Annotated in this window: 16 protein-coding genes; 11 read left to right on the forward strand and 5 right to left on the reverse strand. The window is 63.9% G+C overall.

From position 1 onward, the window contains the following. Positions 1-12 precede the first annotated feature (12 nt). Positions 13-786, forward strand: a complete 774-nt coding sequence (locus LOY53_RS11900; protein ID WP_186678111.1) for an IclR family transcriptional regulator — start codon at positions 13-15, stop codon at positions 784-786. Here LOY53_RS11900 and LOY53_RS11905 read toward each other — a convergent pair. Then, entirely contained in the window at positions 775-1,689 is a 915-nt protein-coding gene (locus LOY53_RS11905) for a helix-turn-helix domain-containing protein (RefSeq protein WP_252823928.1), read from the reverse strand. The genes LOY53_RS11900 and LOY53_RS11905 overlap by 12 nt on opposite strands. A 177-nt stretch (positions 1,690-1,866) precedes the next feature. On the opposite strand from LOY53_RS11905, the gene LOY53_RS11910 reads away from it, so the two are divergent. From LOY53_RS11910 to LOY53_RS11930, 5 genes are all read left to right on the forward strand, one after another. Next, the gene (locus LOY53_RS11910; RefSeq protein WP_252823930.1) at positions 1,867-2,694 is read left to right on the forward strand and encodes an SDR family NAD(P)-dependent oxidoreductase; all 828 of its coding nucleotides are present in this window, start codon (positions 1,867-1,869) and stop codon (positions 2,692-2,694) included. Further along, complete coding sequence (locus tag LOY53_RS11915) at positions 2,691-4,409, forward strand: FAD-dependent oxidoreductase (RefSeq protein WP_258704056.1); 1,719 nt, start codon at positions 2,691-2,693, stop codon at positions 4,407-4,409. The genes LOY53_RS11910 and LOY53_RS11915 overlap by 4 nt, the downstream gene beginning before the upstream one ends. Continuing rightward, the gene (locus LOY53_RS11920) at positions 4,409-4,738 is read left to right on the forward strand and encodes an NIPSNAP family protein (RefSeq protein WP_186678116.1); all 330 of its coding nucleotides are present in this window, start codon (positions 4,409-4,411) and stop codon (positions 4,736-4,738) included. Before LOY53_RS11915 ends, LOY53_RS11920 begins: the two co-directional genes overlap by 1 nt. 68 nt (positions 4,739-4,806) lie before the next feature. Next, the gene (locus LOY53_RS11925) at positions 4,807-6,150 is read left to right on the forward strand and encodes an aromatic acid/H+ symport family MFS transporter (protein WP_252823934.1); all 1,344 of its coding nucleotides are present in this window, start codon (positions 4,807-4,809) and stop codon (positions 6,148-6,150) included. 164 nt (positions 6,151-6,314) lie between these two features. After that, positions 6,315-8,375 carry a TonB-dependent receptor gene (locus LOY53_RS11930; RefSeq protein WP_252823936.1) on the forward strand — a complete coding sequence of 687 codons (2,061 nt, stop codon included), beginning with the start codon at positions 6,315-6,317 and terminating at the stop codon, positions 8,373-8,375. Between the two features lie 51 nt (positions 8,376-8,426). On the opposite strand, the gene LOY53_RS11935 is transcribed toward LOY53_RS11930, so the two are convergent. After that, on the reverse strand, positions 8,427-9,338 hold the full coding sequence (locus LOY53_RS11935) for a LysR substrate-binding domain-containing protein (RefSeq protein WP_027593440.1): 912 nt from the start codon (positions 9,336-9,338) through the stop codon (positions 8,427-8,429). Positions 9,339-9,617: 279 nt separating this feature from the next. Next, on the reverse strand, positions 9,618-10,274 hold the full coding sequence (locus LOY53_RS11940) for an HAD family phosphatase (RefSeq protein WP_027593439.1): 657 nt from the start codon (positions 10,272-10,274) through the stop codon (positions 9,618-9,620). A 92-nt stretch (positions 10,275-10,366) separates the two neighbouring features. Between LOY53_RS11940 and lexA the strand changes: the two genes are divergently transcribed. The 4 genes from lexA to LOY53_RS11960 are packed head-to-tail and all read left to right on the forward strand — an operon-like array spanning position 10,367 to position 16,106. Further along, positions 10,367-10,984, forward strand: coding sequence for a transcriptional repressor LexA (gene lexA / locus LOY53_RS11945; protein ID WP_252823938.1), 618 nt, complete (start codon positions 10,367-10,369; stop codon positions 10,982-10,984). Further along, positions 10,984-11,598: a translesion DNA synthesis-associated protein ImuA gene (gene imuA / locus LOY53_RS11950; RefSeq protein ID WP_252823940.1), complete on the forward strand. Its 615-nt coding sequence runs from the start codon at positions 10,984-10,986 to the stop codon at positions 11,596-11,598. The genes lexA and imuA overlap by 1 nt, the downstream gene beginning before the upstream one ends. A gap of 12 nt (positions 11,599-11,610) precedes the next feature. Further along, positions 11,611-13,029, forward strand: coding sequence for a DNA polymerase Y family protein (locus LOY53_RS11955; RefSeq protein ID WP_258704057.1), 1,419 nt, complete (start codon positions 11,611-11,613; stop codon positions 13,027-13,029). Next, entirely contained in the window at positions 13,026-16,106 is a 3,081-nt protein-coding gene (locus LOY53_RS11960) for an error-prone DNA polymerase (protein ID WP_258704058.1), read from the forward strand. The genes LOY53_RS11955 and LOY53_RS11960 overlap by 4 nt, the downstream gene beginning before the upstream one ends. A gap of 139 nt (positions 16,107-16,245) precedes the next feature. On the opposite strand, the gene LOY53_RS11965 is transcribed toward LOY53_RS11960, so the two are convergent. Both LOY53_RS11965 and LOY53_RS11970 read right to left on the reverse strand, forming a co-directional pair. Next, positions 16,246-17,067: an aldo/keto reductase gene (locus tag LOY53_RS11965; RefSeq protein WP_258704059.1), complete on the reverse strand. Its 822-nt coding sequence runs from the start codon at positions 17,065-17,067 to the stop codon at positions 16,246-16,248. Continuing rightward, a complete protein-coding gene (locus LOY53_RS11970; protein WP_252823947.1) occupies positions 17,055-17,960 on the reverse strand; it encodes a LysR family transcriptional regulator in 906 nt (301 codons plus the stop codon). Before LOY53_RS11970 ends, LOY53_RS11965 begins: the two co-directional genes overlap by 13 nt. A 140-nt stretch (positions 17,961-18,100) precedes the next feature. Here LOY53_RS11970 and LOY53_RS11975 point away from each other — a divergent pair, with 140 nt between their 5' ends. Continuing rightward, positions 18,101-18,799: a CoA transferase subunit A gene (locus LOY53_RS11975; RefSeq protein ID WP_027593432.1), complete on the forward strand. Its 699-nt coding sequence runs from the start codon at positions 18,101-18,103 to the stop codon at positions 18,797-18,799. Positions 18,800-18,821: the final 22 nt, after the last annotated feature.

An 18,821-nucleotide genomic window follows, 5' to 3' on the forward strand; every position in this document is an offset into this window, starting at 1 on the left:
GAGGTCAGACACATGGGCAACATGACAGACAGTGGTGGCGTACGCTCGGTGGAGCGGGCGCTGGCCATTGTCGACTTGCTGGGCGAACACCAGGCATTGGGGCTTGAAGAACTTCACTACCTGACGGCGCTGCCCAAGGCCACGGTCTCGCGCATGCTCGCCACCTTGCAGGAGCAGGGGTGGGTCTACCGGGGCTTGAGCGACCGGCGCTATCGCTTGTGTGCCCGGCGCCTGTTCGGCGACCGCCAGCTGCGCTTCAAGCGGCGCCTGGTGGAGCAGGCGGCGCCCTGGCTGCTTGAGCTGAGCGAGCGCACCGGGCTGGTGGCAGACCTGTCGTGCTTCGATGGCGAGCGGCTGGAGGTGATGGAAAGCGCCATCCCTCAGGTGTTACGCAAGCGCTACCCGAACAACTGCCAGATCGTCGGCCACCATGCCAGCCTGTTTCATTCGGCGATGGGGCGTGCGTGCCTGGGGGAGCTGGATGGCGACGAAGTGCAGCGCTTGGCCAGCCACCAACGGTTGGGTGATGACAGCCTGTTGCGCGATATCGAGGAGGATGCGCACAAGGGCTTTGGCCAGCGTACCGAGGGGCATTGGGAATACCCGGTGCGGTTGCCGTTTCTGATCCGGGCGATCGCCTTGCCGGTACGGGTCGAGGGGCAACTGGCGGGCAGCATCGCCCTGCACTGGCCGGTGGACCAGGCGCCTGTGGAGCGGGTGTTGAGCCTGCACCTGGACCAATTGGCGGCGACAGTGGGCCAGGTGCAGCATGCGCTAGAGGCTTGAAGAAAACCTTGTGCTTGCCTGCGAAGAGACCAATGCAGCCTCGCGAAACCCGCTCGGGCTCACCCCCGAGTGCTTGCGAAAAAACCGGCTGAAATACCCCACATCGACAAACCCCAGGTCATGGGCAATCTCTTTCACGCTGAGGCTTGAATGCCCCAACGCCCGTTTGGCCTCCAGCACCAACCGGGCATTGATGACATTCATCGGGGTCATGCCCAGGTGTTCCTGGCACAGCCGCCCCAGCGTAGCCAACGTCAGCCCGAGTTCAGCGGCATAAGCCCCCAGCGACCAATGCTCGCGAAAGTGCATGTCCACCAGCTCGCGGAACCCGGTCAGTTGCTGGCTGCGCCTGGACGGTAGGCGACGCCCGTCACCACTGGCCTGTGGTTCGTGGCGCAGCACCTGGATCAGCAGCGCCAGCAACAGCGACATGCTGCTGGCCACATGCTCGCGAGCGCGGTTGTGGTATTCCTCGTGCAGGGCACGGCACAACGGCAGCAGGGGGTCTTCGTCGGTTTCCCAGTGGGGCAGGGCGATCACCTGGGGTTTGCGGACCGTTGCCAGCAGGTTCGGCGCCAGTACCTGGGTGATGCTTTCCAGCGGGTGCTGCGCCGCCGTGATCACCTGGCCCTCGACCGCACCGGCCCAGTGGAAGCCATGCACCACCTGCGCCGGGACGTACACCACGCAGGGCGCCTGGGCCTGCACGCGGTCACTGTCGAACAGCACTTCACCGCCGCCGCTTTGCAGGTACAGCAACTGCAGTAAACCTTCGTGACGGTGCGCGGCGATCTCCCAGTTGTGGGCACCGGAGCGTTTGGAGATCGACTCCACATGCAGCGACTCGTGCCACACCGGCTGTGCAGTCTCACCGTACAGGGCGTAATTGGGGATCTTGTTCATGCTGTTGTAATTGTTTTGATCGGTACCCGGCTACTGTGCCACAGCCGCTGAACAGGTTCAGGGGCGGTGCAGCAAATTGTCGGGAATGTGGGGCTGGTTGCAGGTTTTGTCCATTCTGCCCGGGTGCCTGTCAGCCCTAGGCTGTTCGCCAGATGAAGCGACACTCTGGAGAGCAGCATGCATAACAACAAGATTAGCGCTCACTGGCTGGGCCTGGATTCAGCCGTTTGTGTAGTGACCGGCGCGGCCGGCGGCATTGGCGCGGCACTGGCTGCCGCGTTGGTCGAACAGCAAGCCCATGTGGTGTTGCTGGACCGCGACCTGGGCAAGTGCCGTGAGCTGGCGGCCAGCTTGGGCGAGCACAGTGTCGGCGAGGTCAGCGCGCTGGGGTGCGACATCGCCGACCCCGATAGCGTAAGCCAGGCCGCCGTACAGGTGCAGGCGCTGCACGGCCGCTGCGATGTACTGATCAACAACGCCAGTGTGCTGCGCCCGGGTTCGCTCGACGTGCTGACCCTGGAGCAATGGAACCAGGTGTTGGCGGTCAACCTCAGCGGCTACCTGCTCTGTTCCCAGGCCTTCGGCAGCTTGATGCTTGCCCGAGGCCAGGGGCGCATCGTGCATGTAGCGTCGATCGCGGCCCATTACCCCCAACCCAACAGTGGTGCCTACAGCGCGGCCAAGGCCGGGGTCAGCATGCTGTCCCGGCAGATTGCCGTGGAGTGGGGGCCGCGCGGGGTACGCAGCAACGCGGTGTGCCCGGGGTTGATCCGCACGCCGCTGTCGGCGGCGTTTTACGCGGACCCGCACATCGAACGCCAGCGCAGCGCCATGACCGCCAACCAGCGCATCGGCGAGCCGCAGGACATCGCCGAGGCGGTGCTGTTTCTCGCGAGCCCGCGTGCCGACTACATCAACGGCGCCGAGCTGACGGTCGATGGCGGGCTGGAGAGCATGCCCATGGCGTTGATCCCGCGCCCCGGTTTCGAGGGCGTACGCGCATGAACACACGCACCTGCGATGTACTGGTGGTGGGGGCGGGGGCCGGCGGACTGGCGACGGCGATCACTGCGAAAAAACATGGCCTGGATGTGGTCGTCATCGAAAAGGACGACTGCTTCGGCGGCACCACGGCGTTCTCCGGTGGGGTGCTGTGGGTGCCGGGCAGCCGGCATGGGATGAACGACAGCGATGAGGCGGCGCTGACCTACCTGCGCAACGAAACCGGCGACTGTTTCGACGAAGTGGCGGTCAAGGCGTTTCTGCGTCACGGGCCAGACATGGTCGAGTTCTTCGAGCGCGAGACCGCCGTCAAATTCGTCCCCACGCTGTACCCCGACTATCACCCAGACGTGGAAGGTGGCGTCGATGTCGGGCGCTCGATACTGGCAGCGCCCTACGACATTCGCGGCCTTGGGCCCGACATGGCACGCCTGCGGCCACCGCTCAAGACCATCACCTTCCTCGGCATGATGTTCAATTCGTCGAATGCCGACCTCAAGCACTTCTTCAATGCCACCCGCTCGCTGACGTCGTTCGTGTATGTGGCCAAGCGCTTGCTGACCCACCTCAAGGAGTTGGCGCTGTACCGGCGTGGCACCCAGGTGACCAGCGGCAATGCCTTGGCGGCGCGGCTGGTGAAGTCGGCGCTGGACCTGGGCATTCCGATTTTGACCGGGACCCCGGCCAGGCACCTGTTGCGTGAAGGCAATCGGGTCACTGGCGTGTTGGCGAAACAAGGCGACAGCGAACTGCGCATCGAGGCGCGGCGTGGCGTGGTGCTGGCCTGTGGTGGGTTTTCCCATGACGTGCAACGGTTGAAGCAGGCCTACCCGCATGTGCGTCGGGGTGGCGAGCATTTTTCGCCGGTGCCAGCAGGCAACACGGGTGATGGTGCGCGCATGGCTGAAACGATGGGCGCCAAGGTCGATATCCGCCTGCAAGCGGCGGCGGCGTGGATGCCGGTGTCCAAGGTGCCGATGGGGGCAGGGCGATTTGTCGCGTTCCCCCATTTGCTCGACCGTTACAAGCCCGGTGTGATCGGCGTGCTGCGCTCGGGCAGGCGCTTTACCAACGAATCCAATTCCTACCACGACGTGGGCGCCGCCTTGATCGAGGCGTGTGCAGAGCAACCGGAAACCGCCATGTGGCTGGTCTGTGACCGGCGCACCCTGGCCAAGTACGGCCTGGGTTTCGCCAAGCCCTCGCCGATGCCGCTGGGGCCGTTGTTGCGTAACGGCTACTTGCTCAAGGGCAGCAGCCTCGCCGAGCTGGCGCGCAAGGCCGGGATCGATGCCGCCGGGCTGGAGCAGACCGTACATGAGTACAACCTAGGCGCCGTTCAGGGTGAGGACCGCCAGTTTGGGCGAGGTACCACGCGTTTCAATCGCTACCTGGCCGACCCGCAGCACACGCCCAACCCGTGCGTGGCGCCAGTGGCCGAGGGGCCTTACTTTGCCGTGAAGGTGATTATGGGTGACCTGGGCACCTTCGACGGCATCCGCACCAGCGTGGTCGGCGAAGTGCTTGGCGCCGATCAGCAGGCCATCGACGGCCTGTACGCCGTCGGCAACGACCGCGCCAGCATCATGGGCGGCAATTACCCCGGTGCGGGCATCACCCTGGGGCCAATCATGACCTTTGGCTACATCACCGGGCGCCACCTGGCGGGCGTCGAACAAGGCCTGGCTACAGCGGGCAACGCGCGGGAGGTTGCATAATGGACAAGCCTGTCGTCGATCACAGGGTCTACACCATCCGCCCCCGTGGCATGGCGGCCTTTCTCGAAGCCTTCGACCAGCTGGCGATGCCGATTCTGCTGCGCCATCTCGGTGCGCCGCTGGCGTTCTACACCAGCAGCATCGGCCCGCTCAACCAGGTGGTGCACTTGTGGGGCTATGACAGCCTCGATGACTTCGAAAAACGCAGCGCCGCGCGGGACGCTGACCCGGACTTCGCAGCCTACCTGCAGGCCACCCGCGATCTGGTCGTGGCCCAAGAGACCCGGATCATCCGGCCTGTGCGGCTGCCCAGCCTCGTTCACCGGTAATGCTGTGTGGGCCGCATGGCGGCCCACTGCCGATGCACCTTCATAAAAACAACAACAGGTGATACCCCATGAGCAACGCCATTGATGTGCGCCAACTGATCGACCAGCAACCCATCGGCCGCTACCAGAAATGGGTAGTCTTCCTGGGCTTTCTGATCATCGCCCTGGATGGGCTGGACGTCGCCCTCATCGGTTTCATCGCACCGCAATTGAAAAGCGATTGGGGCCTGGGCGCGCAAAGCCTGGGCCCCGTATTGAGCGCGGCCCTTATCGGCCTAGCGCTCGGGGCATTGATCGCCGGCCCCTTGGCCGACCGCTATGGGCGCAAGGCGGTCTTGCTGGGCAGTGTCCTGCTGTTTGGTATCTGGACCTTGGCCTCGGCATTCTCGCCCGACCTCGAGACCCTTGTTGCCCTGCGTTTTCTGACCGGCCTGGGCCTGGGCGCCGCCATGCCCAATGCCAGCACCCTGGTCAGTGAATACGCGCCGGCGCGCAGCCGCTCGCTGTTGATCACCTTGGCCTTCTGTGGTTTCTCACTGGGTGCGGCCGCAGGCGGCTTTGTCAGTGCCTGGATGATCCCCAACCTGGGCTGGCGCAGCGTGCTGGTGCTGGGCGGCGTGCTGCCGCTGCTGACAGTGCCGTTGCTGTGCTGGCGGTTGCCCGAGTCGGTCACCTTCCTGGTCAGCAAGGGTGCTGACAAGCGTCGCATCCACGCCATCGTCAGCCGCCTGGCACCGGAGCGTGTCAACGCCGACAGCACCTTCATCGTACCGGCCAGCGCACCCAGCAGTGGTGGGGCGATTGCGACCATTCTCTCGCCGCGCTACCGCTTTGGCACCTTGATGCTTTGGGCTGGCTACGTGCTGGCGCTGTTTCTGGTTTACCTGTTCAGCGGCTGGTTGCCCACCTTGGTCAAGGAGGGGGGCGGCTTCTCGGTAGCCGAAGCGGCCATCGTCACCGCCTGTTTCCAGATCGGCGGTCCGCTGGGGGCGATCTCGGTGGGCTGGGCCATGGACCGCTGCAACCCGCAACGGGTACTGATGCTGACTTTCTTGTTCAGCGGTGCGGTGATCTTCGCCATTGGCCAGGTGGCTGGGGATTTTGCCTGGCTGTGCGCGATTGCCTGGGCCGTGGGCTTTGGCCTCAATGGCGCGAGCGTGGGCATGAATGCCTTGGCGGCGGCGTTCTACCCCACTGAAGCACGGGCGACCGGTGCCAGTTGGATGAGTGGCATCGGCCGCTTCGGGGCGATTCTCAGTGCGTTTGCCGGCGCCCAGATGCTGGCCATGGGCTGGAGCTTTGCACAGGTGTTCGCGTCGTTGCTGATCCCGGCGGTATTGGCTGCGCTGGCGGTGTTGTTGCAAGGGCGCCATGCCGGTGCAGGCCGGCGTACTACCCGGCAAACCGCCTAACTGCGACTGGAGTACACATATACCCAGTTGTTATTGCTAGCAAATGAGAGGCGTTATCAATAGTATTTACTTTACATTTCCTTTACATCAGAATCCGCCTCGCCAGCACGAACGCGCGTGCATGCATACAAAAAAAGAACAGCAATCTGTCGAAGGAGCGGGGCGTGGACGTGAAGAAAAGTACTCTGGCGCTGGCGGTGGGCTCGGCCCTGTGCCTGGCGAACACTGCTTGGGCGGCAGCGCAGGAGGGGGCGGTCCAGTTGGATGCGATCACGGTGACCGGGGAGAAGATCAACCGCACCCTGGAGCAGACCCAGTCGAGTGTCGTGGTCATCACCGACAAGCAGCTGCGTGAAAAAGAAGACCACAGCCTGGTCGATGTATTTGCCCGTACCCCCGGCGTCTACAATCAGTCCGGCAACGAAAACTGGGGTATCCGCGGCGTGCCGGTGTCAGGCTTCGACGATCAGGGCCCGGCCACACTCAATGGCGCGGTGTCGGTGTTCGTCGATGGCGCCGTGCAGCCGAACCGCTCGCTCACCCTCAGCCCCATGCCGCTGTGGGATGTCGAGCAGGTCGAAGTATTCCTCGGCCCGCAGTCCACCACCCAGGGCCGTAACTCCCTGGCGGGCGCGGTGGTCATCCAGACCCGTAACCCGACCTTCGACCCAAGCCTTTCGGCGCAGACCAACGTGGGTAACTATGGCGAACACGGTGCGGCGGTCGCCGGTGGCGGTGCATTGGTCGACAACAAGATTGCCGGGCGCATCGCCGTGGACTACCAGGAAGGTGACGGCTATATCGACAACAGCACCCTGCACGACGACGCCAACCCCAGCCGTACGGCCAATGCACGGGGCAAATTACTGATCCTGCCCTCGGACGACCTCGACATTCTCTTGACCTATGCCCATGGCGAGAGCCGCAAGGGCGACAACACGGTCATGCGTGAGAATGGCAAAGTTCGTTATTACAAGATGACCTCCAACACCAAGGCCTTCGATAAGCTCGAGCAGGACACGGTCAGCGCCAAGGTCGACTACCGCCTGGATGACTACTGGTCGTTGACCAGCCTTACGGCCAACACAAGTTCTGATTACGACGCCCGCTTGGACTTCGACCAGTCTGCTGACGCCAACCAAGTGGTGTTGCGTCAGCAGGACGGCAACCTGTTCAGCCAGGAACTGCGCCTGAACTACACCGGCGATACCCTGAAGAGCTTCGTAGGTGCCTACTATGGCCATAACACCAACGACTTCCATGATCGCCTGCTGTTCAACGAGCGTTTGTTCGGTACGGCCAAAGGCGATACCACCCTCAAGAACGCGGCGCTGTTCGGTGAGATCAACTGGACGTTCGTCCCGCGCTGGACGCTGATTACCGGTCTGCGCTATGACCATGAGACCAACGACACGGATATCGATCAGGACGATTTCTCCAGCCCTGGTAAGGTCAGCAAGTCGTTCAACGCTGTGCTACCCAAGCTTGGTCTGGACTATGAAATGGCCGACGGGCAGTACCTGGGCTTCATGGTGCAAAAGGGCTACCGTGGCGGTGGCGTGAACATGCGTGCCGGTGGCGGGCACGAGTCTTACGACCCGGAATACACCACCAACTATGAACTGTCCTACCGTGGTAGCTTCCTCGACGGCTCCCTGCGTACCCGTGCCAACCTGTACTACACCGACTGGAAAGACCAACAGGTCAGTGTGCTGGACCCAAACACCGAGTTCTTGCATGTATTCAACGCCGGCAGCAGCGATATCAAGGGCCTGGAAGTGTCTGTCGAGAAAGACATCGGCGAACAGTTGACCCTGAACGCCGCTGCCTCGGTGACCGACGGCACGTACAAGGACTTCGTCACCGGTGATGGCCGCGACATGAGCGGCGAAGACTTCCTCTATTCACCCAAGTACAAGATGTCGCTGGGCGCGACCTACCGCTGGAACGAGCACCTGACCCTCAATACTGACCTTGTGTACCAGAGCACATCGCCTTCGGAATACGAATTCGATGATGCCGGCCAAGTCACGGGCGAGCGCCGCAGTGACAACTACTGGTTGGTCAATTTCAATACCGAATACAAGATCACCCGCAATATCGCCGTCTCCGGCTTTGTGAAGAACGCCTTCGACAAGGGGTACATCACCAATAACCGCAGCGGTGACATTCTGGATGTGGGCGCGCCGCGCACGGTGGGCCTGGCACTGCGTTACGACCTCTAGGCTGTGTAGAAAAGATGCCTGCGGTGGCCTGCCAACCCCGCAGGCCTTCGCTCAGTTTTCGCGGCTGTACATCCTGCATTCAGCCAGCAACGCCAGCAGGTTCGGCTCTCGTTCCCGCGCCTTCAAGAACACCACGCCAATGTGCTGTTGCAGGCGATAGCGTGGTTGCAGGGCAATCAACTTCACCCGGTTCTCGTAGACCGCGGCGATACGCCCTGGCAGCAGGGCAAAGCCAACGCCGGAGCTGACCATGCTAAGCAGGGTGAAGATATCGTTCACCTGCATGGCCACCTTCGGCTCGAACCCTGCCTGCTCGAATACCCGCGCACCATCACGGTGGGTGGCAAAGCCTTGGGTCAGGGTGATGAAGGTGGAGTCGGCGAGGTCGGCCAGGTCCACCTCGGCGTGCTCGGCAAAGGGCGAGTCGGTGGGGACGGCAAGGAAGATGTCGTCGGAGAACAGCGGCAATTGCTCGCAGGCGGGGTCGCTGACGCTTTCGTCCAGCGACACCAGGATGGCCTCCAGTTCGTGGTTTTTCAGGCGTTGCAGCAGGTCGACGTTCGAGCCCAGGGTCAGGTCGATGTTGAGCGCGCTGCGGCGCAGTTTCAGGCCCATGACCAGCTTTGGCACGGTTTTCACCGTTAGCGAATACAGGGCGCCCAGGCGGAAACGTTCGGCATAGAACCCTGCAGCCTCACGGGTCTGGCGGACCATCTGCTCGGCGTCCTGGATCAGCTGGCGGGCTTTTTTCTCCAGCACGTAGGCGCTTTCCAGCGGGATCAGTTGCCGGCCTTCGTGCTTGAACAGGGGGCAACGCAAGGCGCTTTCCAGCGAGTGGATGGCGCGGTGCACGCTGACAGCACTGGTGGACAGCTCGGCGGCGGCGCGGCCGAGGTTGCCACTGCGCATGAAGGCGAGGAAGGTTTCCAGCTTTTTGAGGGTCAGTTCTTCGTCGATAAGCATGGGCGGCCTGATAGGTGGGGCAGCGGTTGAAGGTTAGAGCATTGAGGTGTAGGGGTTGAGTTTTGTGGCGCCAGTGAGATCGAGCGCCGCCCGTGCGGCGCTTCGCAGCACAAGGCTGCTCCTACATTTCTCTCGGGCCAATTATTCCTGAGGCGGTCGCGCGCAAATATCACAGGCCTCACTGGCCCGAAACAGATGTAGGAGCAGCCTTGTGCTGCGAAGCGCCGCGCGGGCGGCGCTCGATCTCAAAGGCGCCATTGAACTCATGGCATGCACACCTCACCCCATCGATTCAATCAACGCCCACAACCGCGCATCATCAAAGTCCTCGATCACCAGCCCAGCCCCCGCATCCATCAGGCGTTCAGCAGTCTGAGTAGTCGCAACCCCAACCGTAAAGATCCCCGCACCACTGGCAGCCTTGACCCCAGGCAACGAGTCCTCGAAGGCCAGCGCCTGGCCGGCCTCGGCCCCGAGCCGCTGTAGCCCGGTGAGGTAGGGCAGCGGGTCCGGCTTGGCTCGCTCAAGCTCCTCGGCCACCAACACATGCTCGAAGCGGGCCTCCAGCCCCATGGCCTGCAACATGTGCTCGGCATTGAGCCGGGGGGCGTTGGTCACCACGCACATCCCCAGGCCACAGGCCTGGCCGTGCTCCAGCAAGCGCAACAGGCCGGGCATGGGCGCGAGCGACGGCGCCAGCGAGCGGAACAATGCCTCTTTGCGATCCGCCAGGGCCAGGCATTGCTGCGGGCTGGCATCGGCAAACAACTCGGCGAACAGTTCGCCGTTGGCCCGGCCACTGACCTGTGCATCGAACTGGGCCTGGCTCAGTTCACGGCCGTCATGCTCGCGCAGCAACTGGCGGAAAGCCTGCAGGTGCAGGGTGTCGGTGTCGGTGAGGGTTCCGTCGAGGTCGAACAGCAGGGCAGTCAGCATCAGGTATCCAGGTATGAAAAACACAAGCCCGACGATCATAACCAAAGCGGACGACGAAGGGGGCTGTTCAGTGTGTTGCGAAAAGAGTACAAATGTACTCCATGGACAATCTAACCCCCAAACGCCGCGCCATTCTCGAATTCATTCGTGAGCGCATTGCTGACCACGGCCAGCCACCGAGCCTTGCCGACATCGCCACGCGCTTCGGCTTCGCCTCGCGCAGCGTCGCGCGCAAACACATCACCGCCCTGTGCCAGGCCGGCCATATCGACGTCACGCCGAACCAGGCGCGAGGTATTCGCCTGGCTCAACCGCTGCGCCGCCCGGAAATCCTCGAAGTGCCGGTGCTGGGCCAGGTCGCGGCAGGTGCCCCGATCGGCCCGGACCTCGACATTCACGAGCAGTTGCTGCTCGACCCCAGCCTGTTCCGGCGCACGCCCGATTACCTGTTGAAAGTGCGCGGCGACTCGATGGTCGATGACGGCATCTTCGAGGGTGACCTGGTCGGCATTCGGCAACAGGGCGAGGCCCGTGACGGGCAGGTCGTAGTCGCCCGCCTGGACGGCGAGGTGACCATCAAGCGCTTGCAGCGTCAGCCTGGCGGTTACCGGCTGTTGCCGCGCAACCCGGCCTATGCGCCGATCGATGTGGGCCCTGAGCAGGAGTTCTTCATTGAAGGCGTGTTCTGCGGCCTGCTGAGGCGCGACTGATGGGCGCGGTGGTCGATCTCGACAGGCTGCTCGACCAGCGTCAGGTCTGGCGTGGGCGGCAGGTTCAGGCCCGGCCCATGGGGTTGCAGCCGACCGGGCATGCCGCGCTCGACCAACGCCTGCCCGAGGGCGGCTGGCCGGCTGCGGCACTCAGCGAACTGTTGCTGGCCAGCCCGGGGTGCGGTGAGCTGCAACTGCTGTGGCCCTCACTGGCGCGCCTGACTGCAGAAGGTGGCCGCGTGGTGCTGGTCGCGCCACCGTTCATTCCCTATGCCCCGGCCTGGCAGGCAGCGGGGGTGGATCTACGTTGGCTGGCCCAGGTTAGCGCCACGCCTGCAGACGCACTGTGGGCGGCTGAGCAATGCCTGCGTTCAGGCAGTTGCGCCGCCGTGTTGTGCTGGCCGGAGCGCGCCGATGACCGGGCACTGCGGCGCCTGCAGGTGGCCGCCGAGACCGGCCAGGCGCTGGCGTTCGCCTGTCGCCCACAGCAGGCGGCCCACAACCCGTCGCCGGCCGCTCTGCGTATTGCCATCGACACCCGGCCGGCACAGTGGCGTGTGCTCAAGAGCCGGGGCGGCATGCCGCCAGCGCTGCCCATCGCGCTGCCCGGCTGAGGCTGATGCACCATGCTCTGGGCCTGCATTCTGCTGCCACAGCTGGCGCTGGACACTGTTCTGCGCGAGCGTGACGACCCTGAAACGCCCCTGGTAGTGATTGGCGGCCCGACGCAGCGCCGTGTGCTACAGGCGGTCAACCCCGCTGCCGCAGCGCTCGGCCTGCGTGCCGGGCAAACCCTGACCACGGCGCGTGCCTTAGCCGATGGCTTCACCTGTGTAGAGGCGGATGACAAACGCATCGAGCAGTTGCAACAGCTGCTGGCAGCCTGGGCCTATCGCTTCAGCGCCCAGGTAAGCCTGCATTACCCAAGGGCTTTGTTGTTGGAGGTCGGCTCCAGCCTGCAGCTGTTTGGCCCCTGGCCGTTGTTCGAGGCACGCCTGCGCCAGGAGCTCAGCGCGTTGGGCTTGCGGCAGCGCATCGTGCTGGCCAGCAACCCGGTGGCGGCCCGTATGCTTGCCAACGGCCATGATGGCCTGGCGGTGACCTGTGCCGACGCCACCCGCGCCGTGCTGGCACAGATGCCCATCGACCGTGTCGGCTTGCCGCTGGAGGCCGCCGAAGCCTTTGCCCGCATGGGGTTGCGCCAGGTGGGCCAGGTGCTGGCCTTGCCGCGTGACGCCCTGGCCAAGCGCTTTTCTGCGCAGGTCCAGCTGCACCTGGACCAACTGCTCGGCCTGCGCACCCTGGGGCTAGGCTTCTACCAGCCGCCGGACCGCTTCGAGTCGCGCCTGGAGCTGAACTTCGACGTGGAATCGCACCAGGCGTTGCTGTTCCCGCTGCGCAGAATGCTCAACGACCTTGGCGCGTTCCTGGCTGGGCGCGATTGTGGCGTGCAGCGTTTTTGCCTGCACCTGGAGCATGCCGAAGGGCCGGACACGTTGCTCAAGGTTGGCCTGCTGGCGGCCGAACGTGATCCCGGCATGCTCTTCGAATTGGCCAAAGGGCGCCTGGAGCTGCTGCAAATCCCCGCCCCGGTACGCAACCTGCGCTTGGTCGCCGATGACCTGCCACCCTTCGTGCCCCAGCACCAGGCGCTGTTCGACCCCCGCGCCCAGCAAGCGCAGCCCTGGGAACAGTTGCGTGAACGCTTGCGCGCACGGTTGGGCGACGAGGCCGTCAAGGGGTTGAGCGCCGAGGCCGATCACCGCCCCGAATGTGCCTGGCAAGCGGCGGAGCAGGGCGCACAAGGCAGCCTGCCGGTGTTGCCGGGTAGCCGCCCCGGCTGGCTGTTGCCGGCGCCCGTGGCGTTGGAGGCGGCCGGCCACCGTGTGCTGGGGCATGCCGAGCGCATCGAGTCGGGCTGGTGGGACGGAGGCGACGTGCGCCGTGACTACTACCGCATCGAAACCCGCGACGGCCTGCGCGGCTGGGCCTACCGCGACCTCAGCCAGCCAGGCCCCTTGTGGCTGCAAGGCTGGTTTGCATGAGCCGGTTCGGGTATGCCGAATTGCACTGCCTGTCGAACTTCAGCTTCCAGCGGGGGGCATCGAGTGCCGATGAGTTGTTCAAACGTGCCCGCGAGCAGGGCTATGACGCCCTGGCGATCACCGATGAGTGCACCTTGGCCGGTATCGTTCGCGCCTGGCAGGCCGCCAAGGCGCACCAGCTGCGGCTGATTATCGGCAGCGAAGTCCGCTTGCAGGATGGCCCGAAACTGGTGCTGCTGGCGGAAAACCTCACCGGCTACCAGAGCCTGTGCGCGCTAATTACCCGTGCGCGACGGCGGGCGGACAAGGGCGACTACCAACTGTTCAGCGAGGACCTGCGCGAGCATCATCAAGGCTTGCTGGCGCTGTGGGTGGCCGAGGATGCCGACGACCCTGCACCCGGTGAGGGTTTGCGTGCGCTGTTCGCCGAGCGGCTGTGGCTGGCCGTGCACCTGCACCGTGGCAGTGATGACGAGGTGCGGCTTGGCAAACTGCGCCAGTTGGCGAGCAAGGTCGGTATCCGCGCAGTGGCCTGCGGTGACGTGCACATGCATGCACGCGGTCGCCGTGCCCTGCAGGATTGCATGACCGCCATCCGCCAGCATTGCCAGGTGGCCGAAGCGGGTCGCTACCTGTACGCCAATGGCGAGCGTCACCTGCGCAGCCCTGAGCAGTTGCTGGAACTGTACCCGGCCGACCTGCTGGCCGAGACCCTGGTCATCGCCGAGCGCTGCCGTTTCGACTTGAGCGAACTGAAGTACCAGTACCCGCGTGAATTGGTGCCAGACAGCCACACCCCAGCGAGCTGGCTGCGCGAGCTGTGCGAGCGCGGTTTGCCGATGCGCTGGCCGGGTGGGCCGAGCGACAAGGTGCGCGAGGTGCTGGCAAAGGAGCTGGCGCTGATCGAGGAACTGGCCTACGAAAGCTATTTTTTGACCGTGCACGATATCGTCGCCTTTGCCCGCAGCCAGCATATCCTCTGCCAGGGCCGGGGCTCGGCCGCCAACTCGGTGGTGTGTTTCGTGCTGGGGATCACCGAGTTGGACCCCATGGAGCACCGTTTGCTGTTCGAGCGCTTTCTGTCACGCGAGCGCAATGAGCCGCCCGACATCGACGTGGACTTCGAGCACGACCGCCGCGAAGAGGTGATCCAGTATGTGTTCCGGCGCTATGGCCGGCACCGGGCCGCACTCACTGCCGTGGTCAACACCTACCATGCTGCCGGTGCGGTGCGTGATGTGGCGCGGGTGCTGGGGCTGCCGGCCGACCAGGTGGATGCGCTGGCCAAGTGCTGTGGCCGCTGGAGTGATCGCATCCCCGATGCGCAACGCCTGGCCGAGGCCGGTTTCGAGGCCAGCAGCCCGTCGCTGCGGCGGGTGCTGATTCTGGCCGGTGAACTGATCGGTTTTCCCCGGCACCTGTCGCAACACCCTGGTGGGTTCGTCATCTCGCAGCAGCCGCTGGATCAACTGGTGCCAGTGGAAAACGCCGCGATGCAAGACCGCACCGTGATCCAGTGGGACAAGGACGACCTGGACATGGTCGGTTTGCTCAAGGTCGATGTGCTAGCGCTGGGTATGCTCAGTGCCTTGCGCCGTTGCTTCGACCTGCTGCAGCGCCACCGGGGCCGGCAATTGACGCTGGCAAGCATCCCAGCTGAAGACCCGGGCACCTACGCGATGATCAGCCGAGCCGAAACCATGGGCGTGTTCCAGATCGAATCTCGGGCGCAGATGGCCATGTTGCCGCGGCTCAAGCCCAACACGTTCTACGATCTGGTCATCGAGGTGGCCATCGTGCGCCCCGGGCCGATTCAGGGTGACATGGTGCATCCGTACTTGCGCCGCCGCCTGAAGCAGGAGCCCGTGACGTACCCCTCGCCAAAATTGCAGGAAGTGTTCGAGCGCACCCTGGGTGTGCCGTTGTTTCAGGAGCAGGTGATGGAGCTGGCGATGGTGGCAGCCGATTACAGCCCGGGTGAAGCCGACCAGCTACGCCGGAGCATGGCGGCCTGGAAGCGCCATGGCGGGCTGGAGCCGCACCGCGAACGGCTGATTCAGGGCATGTTGCGCAATGGTTACGAACTGTCGTTCGCCGAGCGCATCTTCGAGCAGATCAAGGGGTTTGGCAGCTATGGCTTCCCCGAGTCCCACGCGGCCAGTTTCGCCTTGCTGTGTTACGCGAGCAGCTGGCTCAAATGCCATGAACCGGCCATTTTCACCTGCGCGCTGGTTAACAGCTGGCCGATGGGCTTTTACAGCCCTGACCAACTGCTGCAGGAGGCCCGGCGTCAGGGCGTCGAGGTGCGGCCGGTGGATGTGTTTCACAGCGAATGGGATTGCACGCTTGAACCGGTGGGTGAACACGCGCTGGCCATACGCTTGGGGCTGCGCCAGGTCCGTGGTTTTGCCGAAGCCGATGCCCGTCGTCTGGAGCAGGCGAGGGCGCAACGGCCTTGGCGCGATGTTGAAGACTTGTGCCTGCGTGCAGGGCTCGACTACCGCGCCCGTGCCCGCCTGGCTGACGCCGGGGCCCTGAGGGCTTTGGCACGTGACCGTCATCAGGCGCGTTGGCAGGTGGCGGCGGTGCAGCCCCAGTTGCCCTTGTTCGCCGAGGTCGAAGCGTTGCCTGAGGCCGTGGTAGCGCTGCCTGCACCGACTGTAGGCGAGGACCTGGTTGCCGACTACCAGACCCTGGGCACTACGCTTGGGCCTCACCCGTTGCGGCTGCTGCGCCCTCGTTTGCGAGCGTTGGGTTGCCGCAGTTCGCACGAGCTGTCAGCTGTCGAACATGGCGACAACATTGCCGTGGCCGGGCTGGTGGTGGGCAGACAACGCCCGCAGACGGCCAGTGGGGTGACGTTCGTGACGCTGGAGGATGAGTACGGCATGGTCAACGTGGTGGTCTGGCGTGACTTGGCCGAGCGGCAGCGTAGGGCGTTGGTGGGGTCGCAATTGCTCAAGGTGAGCGGGCGGCTGGAGCAGGAGAACGGGGTGCGTCACCTGATTGCAAGGCGGCTGGAGGATATCAGCCCGTTGCTGCAGGGGCTGGATGTGCGCAGCCGCGATTTTCATTAGTCAATGTTACCTGTTGCGTTGACTGTTGTAGGAGCAGCCTTGTGCTGCGAAGAGGCCGGCGATACCAGAGAAGATTCGCTGTGTTGTCACCGGCCTCTTCGCAGCACAAGGCTGCTCCTACAAGGGTCAGGCAAGGGCTTCAGACCATCGCCAAGCGCTGCTTGCGGGTCGGTGCTGGGAATGCCCGGTCAATTGCCCGCAGGTCTTCGCTGCTCAGGGTCAGCAAGCCGGCCGCCGCATTCAGTCGCACATGCTCTGGGTTTACCGCCTTGGGAATGGCAATCACCCCCTCATCACGGGTCACCCAGGCCAGGCTGACCTGGGCCGGTGTCGCACCGTGGCGCTCGGCAAGTTCGGCCAGCACAGGGTGCTGCAACAACTGCCCGGCCTGGGCCAATGGGCAATACGCCATGGTCGGCAAGGCGCGCTTCTGGCTCCACGGCAGCAGGTCGAATTCGATGCCGCGTTGCGCCGGGTTGTACAGCACCTGGTTGGTAGCGCAATCGGGGTTGTGCAGTTCGCGCAAGTCATCGACATCGAAATTGGACACCCCCCAGCGTTTGATCTTGCCTTGTTCGCGCAAACGCTCGAACGCTTCGACGGTTTCCTCCAGGGGATGCTGGCCACGCCAGTGCAGCAGGTACAGGTCGATGCAGTCAGTGCCCAGGCGTTTGAGGCTACGCTCGCAGGCGGCAGGCACGCCGCGTTGGCTGGCATTGTGCGGGTAGACCTTGCTGACCAGAAACACCTGGTCGCGGCGGCCGGCGATGGCGTGGCCAACTACCTGCTCTGCGCCGCCCTCGGCATACATCTCAGCCGTATCGATCAGGCTCAGGCCCAGCTCGATACCTTGTTGCAGGGCTGCCACTTCTGCGGCCCGGCGGCCAGGGTCTTCACCCATGTACCATGTGCCCTGGCCAATGGCCGGCACCTTCGAACCTGCCAGTTTCACGTATCGCATGTCACCTCCGGGATCTGGGTATGGGAAAGCAGTACCTCGAGCAGCGCCTGCGCTGCGGTGGACAGTTTGTGCTCGCTGAGCGCGATGACACCCATGCGCCGCTCCACGGCGGGCTCCACTAGCGGCACGCAGCGGGCACCAAGCTCCTGCATCTGGTTGATGCACAGCGCCGGCACGGCGCTGACGCCCAGGCCGCTGGCAACCATGCGGCCAACGGTCGACAGCTGATGGCTCTCGAACGCCACCGCCAGCTTGCCATGGCTGGCCGCGACGTTCTGTTCCATCAACAGACGGACCGCCGACGGGCGCTGCAAGGCGATGAAGTCTTCGGCCAACAGTTGCGTCCAACTGACTTGGGGCAGCACGGCCAGTGGCGAGTCGGCGGGCACCACGGCGACGAAGCGGTCCATGTACAGGGGGTAGAAGTCCAGGCCATCGGTGTTGTCCGGTTCGAAGCCGATGCCCAGTTCGACGCGACGGTGGCGCACCAGTTCCTGTACCTGCTCGTTGATCACGTCATGCACGGTGACGTTGACTTTCGGGTAGCGCTGGCGAAACACCTTGAGGCCGTGCGGCAACAGGTTACCGGCGAAGGCCGGTATGGCTGCCACCGAAACACGCCCCAGTTGCAGGGTGAAACGCTGGCGCAGCATTTCTTCGGTGTCGTCCCAGTCGGCCAGCAGGCGCCGGGCCAGCGGCAGCAGCACCTCACCTTCGGCAGTCAGGCTGACACTGCGGGTGGTCCGGCTGAGCAGGGCGCCGCCGAGGTTTTCCTCAAGCGCCTTGATGGTCAGGCTCAACGCCGGTTGCGAAACATGCAGGTGTTCACCGGCCTGGGCAAAGCTCTGGTACTTGGCCACGGCGACGAAGGCGCGAAGTTGCTTGACGTTCATGACGGCCCTGATCGTTGTTTTGAAAAAGTTATCAATCGATGATGAAAACAAAATTAACAAATCAGTCGACTAAGGTGAAGATGGAGGCACACGCTCACCGACAGCCTCGTCGGTTCAACAACTACAAAAGGCGGATCAACATGGCCGGACTGGACAAGCGCGTAGCAACGTATGAAGAGGCCCTCGACGGCCTGACCGACAACATGACGGTATTGGCCGGTGGTTTTGGCCTGTGTGGCATCCCGGAAAACCTCATCAACGAGATCAAGCGCCGTGGCGTCAAGGGCCTGACCGTGGTGTCGAACAACTGCGGTGTCGACGGTTTCGGCCTCGGTGTACTGCTTCAAGACCGGCAGATCCGCAAGATGATCGCCTCCTATGTCGGCGAAAACGCCGAATTCGAACGCCAACTGCTCAGTGGCGAGCTGGAAGTCGAACTGACCCCACAAGGCACCCTCGCCGAGAAAATGCGCGCCGGTGGTGCTGGCATCCCGGCGTTCTACACCGCCACGGGCTACGGCACCCCGGTCGCCGATGGCAAAGAGGTGCGTGAATTCAAGGGCCGCCACTACATTCTCGAAGAGTCCATCACCGGCGACTTCGCCATCGTCAAGGGCTGGAAGGCTGACCACTACGGCAACGTGGTGTACCGCAACACCGCGCAAAACTTCAACCCGCTGGCGGCCACGGCCGGCAAGATCACCGTGGTCGAAGTGGAAGAGATCGTCGAGCCGGGCGTGCTGCTGCCCAGCGAGATCCACACCCCGGGTATTTTCGTTGACCGCGTGATTGTCGGCACCTTCGAAAAGCGTATCGAAAAGCGCACCGTCAAGGCCTGAGCGCCATCCTTCAGAACAACAA

The sequence above is a fragment of the Pseudomonas sp. B21-031 genome (assembly GCF_024748985.1).
GTDB classification, from domain to species: Bacteria; Pseudomonadota; Gammaproteobacteria; order Pseudomonadales; family Pseudomonadaceae; genus Aquipseudomonas; species Aquipseudomonas kermanshahensis.